Origin of the sequence: Delftia sp. DT-2 (genome assembly GCF_028401915.1) — a bacterium.
In the GTDB taxonomy this organism is placed as follows: domain Bacteria; phylum Pseudomonadota; class Gammaproteobacteria; order Burkholderiales; family Burkholderiaceae_C; genus Comamonas; species Comamonas tsuruhatensis.
Genome location: NZ_JAQOTI010000063.1, coordinates 1 through 1077 on the forward strand (window position 1 = coordinate 1; position 1077 = coordinate 1077).

The following is a 1077-nucleotide window of genomic DNA, read 5'->3' on the forward strand; positions in this document are numbered from 1 at the left end:
TGTCGCATCCCGGACGATTGCATAGACTCTAAACGCTATCCACTCTTCATGGCCCGAGCCGTTCTAAAGGAGTTGATAGAGTCCTTGCAATCCACCCAGGGAGTGAAGCCATGTTGATAGCCCTGCACAAGAACGCCCGCACCACGCCCGCCGTGCGTGCCGAGATCGCAGCCAGCGATGAACCAGCCAGCATCCTGGCCCAGCGCTTTGGGATCACTGAGCAGACGGTCTACAAGTGGAAGAAGCGCGATGTCTTTGCAGACCGCTCGCACACGGCCCATCGCCTGCAGACGGTGCTCACGCCTGCGCAAGAGACCGTGGTGGTTCACTTGCGCCGTACCTTGCTGCTACCTTTGGATGACCTGCTGGCCGTGACACGGGAGTTCATCTGTCCCCATGTCTCGCGCTCCGGGCTGGACAGGTGCTTGCGCCGCCATGGAGCGGGCAACCTCAACGCCCTCAAGCCCCAGGAGCCTGCGGTAGCCCACAAGGCCTTCAAGAGCTACGAGCCAGGCTACGTGCACATGGACGTGAAGTACCTGCCCCAGATGCAGGATGAGAGCAGCCGGCGCTACCTATTCGTGGCCATCGACAGGGCCACGCGTTGGGTGTTTGTGCAGCTCAAGTCCAACAAGACCGCCGCCAGTGCACAGGCCTTCCTCAAGGCGTTGCACAAGGCCTGTCCGATCAGGATCAACAAGCTGTTGACCGACAACGGCAAAGAGTTCACGGACCGTCTGTTTGCCAGCAAGGAACGCGAACCCAGCGGCAACCATGAATTCGATCAACTGTGCCGGGAGTTGGGCATAGAGCACCGATTGACCAAGCCCAGGACGCCCAGAACCAACGGCATGGTGGAGCGGTTCAATGGACGCATTGCGGACGTTCTGAAGACCCACCGGTTCAACAGCCGCGAGGACATGGAGGAGACCTTGCTGCGCTATGTGGCCTTGTACAACCACCAGTTGCCGCAGTCAGCGCTCAAGAGCAGTACGCCGATGCAGGCCATGAAAGATTGGTACCAGACCCACCCGCACCTGTTTCACAAGCGACCATATGATCGTACGGGATGCGACA

General features: G+C 59.6%; 1 protein-coding gene. It reads left to right on the top strand.

Annotation, left to right across the window (positions count from 1 at the left end):
* Positions 1 to 110: 110 nt before the first annotated feature.
* Positions 111 to 1077 (top strand): IS481 family transposase (locus tag PO605_RS30825; RefSeq protein WP_024569601.1); only part of this gene is annotated, 967 nt, incomplete at its 3' end.